Here is a 4207-nt window from a genome sequence, read left to right on the forward strand (position 1 = left end):
CGCTACGCCGCGGGGGCACGGAGATCGGGCTAAGCCAAAAGTGAAGCGCTGCGTAACTCAACAGCTGACTTGCGCATCAGCGTCATGGAGCTGCGGGGGGGGCAGGCCTTTTGGCAAAGCCAGGTGGACGAGCTGCGCGCCTGCTTGCGGGAGCTCCTCAAAGAACACGCTGAGCTGGTGCAGATCATCGCTCAGCAGCAACACATCCTCAAGGATTGCAAAGAAGTCATTCGCGCCATTCTGGAACAAATGCAGGAGGACCAGCGCGACTTCCGCTCTGCCCTCAACATCTTGCTGGAGGAACTGCACCAAACTGTGCGCTGCTTGGTCCTCAAGTCAGGCGGCACTCTTCCCAAGCCTGTCCGCCACCCCGAGGCGCCGCCAGCGGATCCCGGCCTTAAGCCGGCTGATTCTGCCTCGCTGGGGAATGGCTTGCTGTCCTAGCGTCCAGACTGCTGCCTTCCCCCAAAGCTGTCTGCGGAGCTATTCAATCTTGCCCTGCGGCCGAAACAGGCGCAAGTCCAAGGGGATCCCTCTGGCAGCGGGATTGCGGCGGAGGAGAGCTCGGTAAGCAGAGCAACTTGCAGAGAGGAGTGCCCTGCCAGGTTGGGGACCAGGCCTACTTTGTCGGGAGGGGGAAAGGCTGCGGTGCCTGCCTTGCCCTGCTCCAGGGCTGGGATCTGGCCCAGAAGCAGCCCCTAAATCAGGACCCCGCGGGGGCAGCGGCGCCATCCCCAGGAGGTTATGCAGGGCCGGTGTGCCCATAGCTTTCAACCCAGGGGTAGGATCGGCTCTGCCGCTAAGCGCAGCACTCGCCTGCTGGCGAGGACAACGTCACCGTCCTGCAGCTTGGGATCGGAAGGGCTGCCCAGCTCAGCTCGTCGATCCCCGTTGGCTGAGCCCTGCCAAGCTTGCCTCTTCGGGATCGAGGCCCAAGGGGAAGGTGGCAACAAGGGTACCCCCCGCGATCCCTTCGAGGGGCAGAGTGAAAGCTTTGCCGCAGTGACCAGCACCTCTTCGCCCCCTTTCCCCTGCGCTGGGTTGCTACGGGAGCAACGGCTAGGCAAGGGGCCTTGCAGCTAGCTTCGCCCCCACGGACTAAGCCTGTTCTGCCTCCAGCTCCGTCTTAGAAAGAATCTGGGTCCGCCGCGGATCCCCGAAGGTTTTCTTCAAGTGGCGCAGCTCTTTCTTCAAGTACTTCAGGAGCTTGCGGCGGTCACTCAGTAGCTCCTGCAATTCTTCGATGCGGGCCTGCAACTGCGCCTGCTCCTGCTGCAGCCGTTCCCGCTCCAAGGCTGTCAGGCGGCGTAGGGGCATGGCTAAGATTGTCTCCGCCTGCTGGGGGGTGCAACCCAAGCGGGCCTGCAGTTGGGCTTTGGCTGTGGGGCCATCGGGGGCTTGCTGCAGCAAGTTGATCACCCCTTCCAGATCAGCTAGGGCCAGCACCATCCCCGCCACCTCTTCCGCCTTGCGCTGTAGCTGCTGCAGTTCAGTGCGAAACATCCGGCTGAGAGTAGCTTCGCGAAAGTGCAAAAAATGCTGCAAGAGCTGCTTTAGGTTCAGCTGCTGCGGTTTTCCATCCACCAGGGCCAGCAGGATTACCCCGAAGTTGCTCTGCAGAGGGGTCAGCTTGTACAACTGCTGCAAAACCGCCTGAGGATTGGCCTCTCGCTTGAGCTCCACCACCACTCGAAGGCCGCTGCGATCCGATTCATCCCGCAGGTCGGCAATGCCGCTGAGACGGTTTTGGGCAACCAGCTCCGCCACTTTCTCGATCCAGGCAGCTTTGTTCACCTGGTAAGGGAACTCGGTGACCACTAGAGCAGGCCGCCGGTGGCGTCCTTTGCCCTGCTGGATCTCCTCAAAACGGGCCACCCCCCGCAGCGTAATGGAGCCGCGGCCAGTGAGATAGGCTTCTCGGATCCCCTGGCTATCAACAATCTGGCCACCAGTGGGAAAGTCCGGCCCCGGGATCCAGCGCAACAGCTCCTCTGGGCTGAGATTGGGATGGTCAATTAAAGCCAGCAGGCCGTCCACCACTTCTCCTAGGTTATGGGGCGGGATGCTGGTAGCCATGCCCACAGCAATCCCAGAAGCGCCGTTGAGGAGCAAGACAGGCAGGCGAGCTGGCAGAACAGTTGGCTCGAGGTGGGATCCGTCGAAATTGGCAATAAAATCGACAACCTCCTCCGACACCTGCTCTAGAAGTACTCTGTGGCTCAGTGCCGACAGCCGGCACTCGGTGTAGCGCATGGCCGCTGGCGGGTCGTCTAGCGAGCCGAAGTTGCCGTGTCCCGCCACCAGAGGATAGCGGCTGGAAAAATCTTGCGCCATGCGCACCAGCGCATCATAAACTGCCTGATCCCCGTGGGGATGGTACTTCCCCAGCACGTCCCCCACCACCCGCGCACATTTGCGGTAGGGGCGATCCGGCGTCAGGCCCAGCTCGTGCATGGCGTAGAGGATGCGGCGCTGGACTGGCTTGAGGCCATCCCGTACATCCGGCAAGGCCCGCCCCACGATTACGCTCATGGCGTATTCCAGGTAGGAGCGCTGCATCTCCTCCCGCAAATCCGTTGCAATCACCCGCCCTCGACGGGATCCCCCTCCTTCAAAAGGGAGTTGCTGAGTCATGGCACAGCGGAGTGAAACCCTTTCTATAGCGCTAGTCAGCTTTGCCTATGTAGCCAACTCTAGCGCTGTTCCGTTCACCTATGCCCCCCAGAGCCACTTTCTAAACCCGCCCTGCAAGGGCAAAGTTTGCCTTGGGTGCTAATCTGGATCCTTAAGAATTGGCCTCTGGATGGCAAGCTCTAACTGGAGCAGCAGAGCTATGCAGCCCAAAACCCTGGCGTTTGCCCTGCAATTGATGGGGGCTGCTGCTGCTATTAGTGTTGCAATCAAATACGGTGGCCCCTACCTGGCCTTGCCGAAGACGATGCCGGTGATTGTGGCTATGATTGCCTCTCCTGCTTTGGTTATGGCTGCCCTCCTGTGGCACTGGCAACAGCAGTCTTCCCTCTCCCTAACCCCTACCCAAGACGTTCAGGAGCCGCCGCCAACTGCAGAGCTTGAAAACTCAGACTAGCCCTCCCTCGGCCCTAGGAGCTCCAGTTGAGGCCACGCTGAAAGCTTAGGCAGAAGCTGGGGGAGCGAGGGGGGCTGGTTCCCTACTGCTGGGTAAGGCGCAGGGTTACCGTTGGGCTGGTTTGGTTGCCAGAAGTAGCCGTGAGGTTTACCTGATACACCGTGCCAGCAGCGGGAATGGGGGGCCGAACGGTGATGGTAAAACGGCCCTGCCCATCTGCCTGGACAGTTTGGTTCATCACAGTCTGCTGAGCGGTGAGGATGCCCCCCAGCGAAGTCGAAGCCGTTACTGTTACCCGCACCGAAGCATTGGGAGCCGTGGTACCCTGCAGCGTAAACGAAGAACCGGCAACCCGATCCCCATCCCGCAGGTTGGTAATCTGGGGCAGCAGGCTGGAGGGAACCTCTTGGGGGGTGAGTCGCTGGATGCCAGCGGTAGCTCCTTCAACCAGCCGAACTGGCTGTTCCGCGGTCATAAAGCGCACCTGGCCGCCGTTTTCCAGGCGAGCGATGACGATCCCTTCGCGGGTGGCATCTTTTGGCTCGATCAAGGCGTTGACCACATAGGTGCCACTGGCAACTTCCTGGGCTTGTAGAGTTTGCACCTGCCGTCCGTCCTGAACCAGGTAAACGGTTACTCGGCTGGAGGGAGTGCCCTTAACGGTTACCAACAGGATCTCGCCCGCCGCCAAGGGGCGATTACCGGCGTTGTGATCCACCAGGTCAATAGAGGCGCGGACGGGGCTACCCACGGTGAAGCTCCAGGTAACGCGGCGGGTCACCCCTTGCGTATTGGTGAACTCCAGCAGGACTTCCCGACGTCCCGGCGGCAGCGGTTGCAAGGGACGGTAGGTGAAGAAATCCCGGGTAATCACCGACTCGGCAGTTACATCTTTGCCGTCTAGAAAAACCCGCACTGTTTCTGGGCGCACGCTGACCCCATCTTGGCTGCGAAAAGAAGCCGAGATGGGCGAGGTGGGCTCCACATTAGTGGCCGCTTGAGCTGGGCTGGGATCCGTAATTTGCTGAGCCTTTGCCGGAAGGCCCGACAGCCCCACAACCGCAGCGCCAATCACCAGGGCACGGGGAAACCAAGAAGACAAGCTATCGCCCATGAGAC

At 60.8% G+C, this 4207-nt stretch carries 3 protein-coding genes and 1 pseudogene; 2 read left to right on the forward strand and 2 right to left on the reverse strand.

The features are described 5' to 3' along the window. The first annotated feature begins 69 nt into the window (after positions 1-69). Positions 70-444, forward strand: coding sequence for a hypothetical protein (locus tag NW827_RS10335; RefSeq protein ID WP_414503651.1), 375 nt, complete (start codon positions 70-72; stop codon positions 442-444). Between the two features lie 687 nt (positions 445-1131). Here the strand turns inward: NW827_RS10335 and NW827_RS10340 are convergent. Continuing rightward, positions 1132-2634, reverse strand: a pseudogene (locus NW827_RS10340) (DNA gyrase/topoisomerase IV subunit A); the annotation flags it as partial. Between the two features lie 199 nt (positions 2635-2833). Here NW827_RS10340 and NW827_RS10345 point away from each other — a divergent pair. Further along, positions 2834-3088 (forward strand): hypothetical protein, encoded by a 255-nt coding sequence (locus NW827_RS10345; protein ID WP_414359695.1) that lies wholly within the window; start codon positions 2834-2836, stop codon positions 3086-3088. An 82-nt stretch (positions 3089-3170) separates the two neighbouring features. Here NW827_RS10345 and NW827_RS10350 read toward each other — a convergent pair. After that, positions 3171-4207: hypothetical protein (locus tag NW827_RS10350; RefSeq protein ID WP_414503652.1), on the reverse strand; the 1037-nt coding region annotated here is incomplete at its 5' end.

This window comes from Synechococcus sp. H70.1, from assembly GCF_047502705.1.
Taxonomy (GTDB): domain Bacteria; phylum Cyanobacteriota; class Cyanobacteriia; order Thermostichales; family Thermostichaceae; genus Thermostichus.

Bases quoted from the DNA above. Each gene is read 5' to 3' on its own strand.
- NW827_RS10345 (WP_414359695.1), top strand. From the start codon at position 2,834: ATGCAGCCCAAAACCCTGGCGTTTGCCCTGCAATTGATGGGGGCTGCT.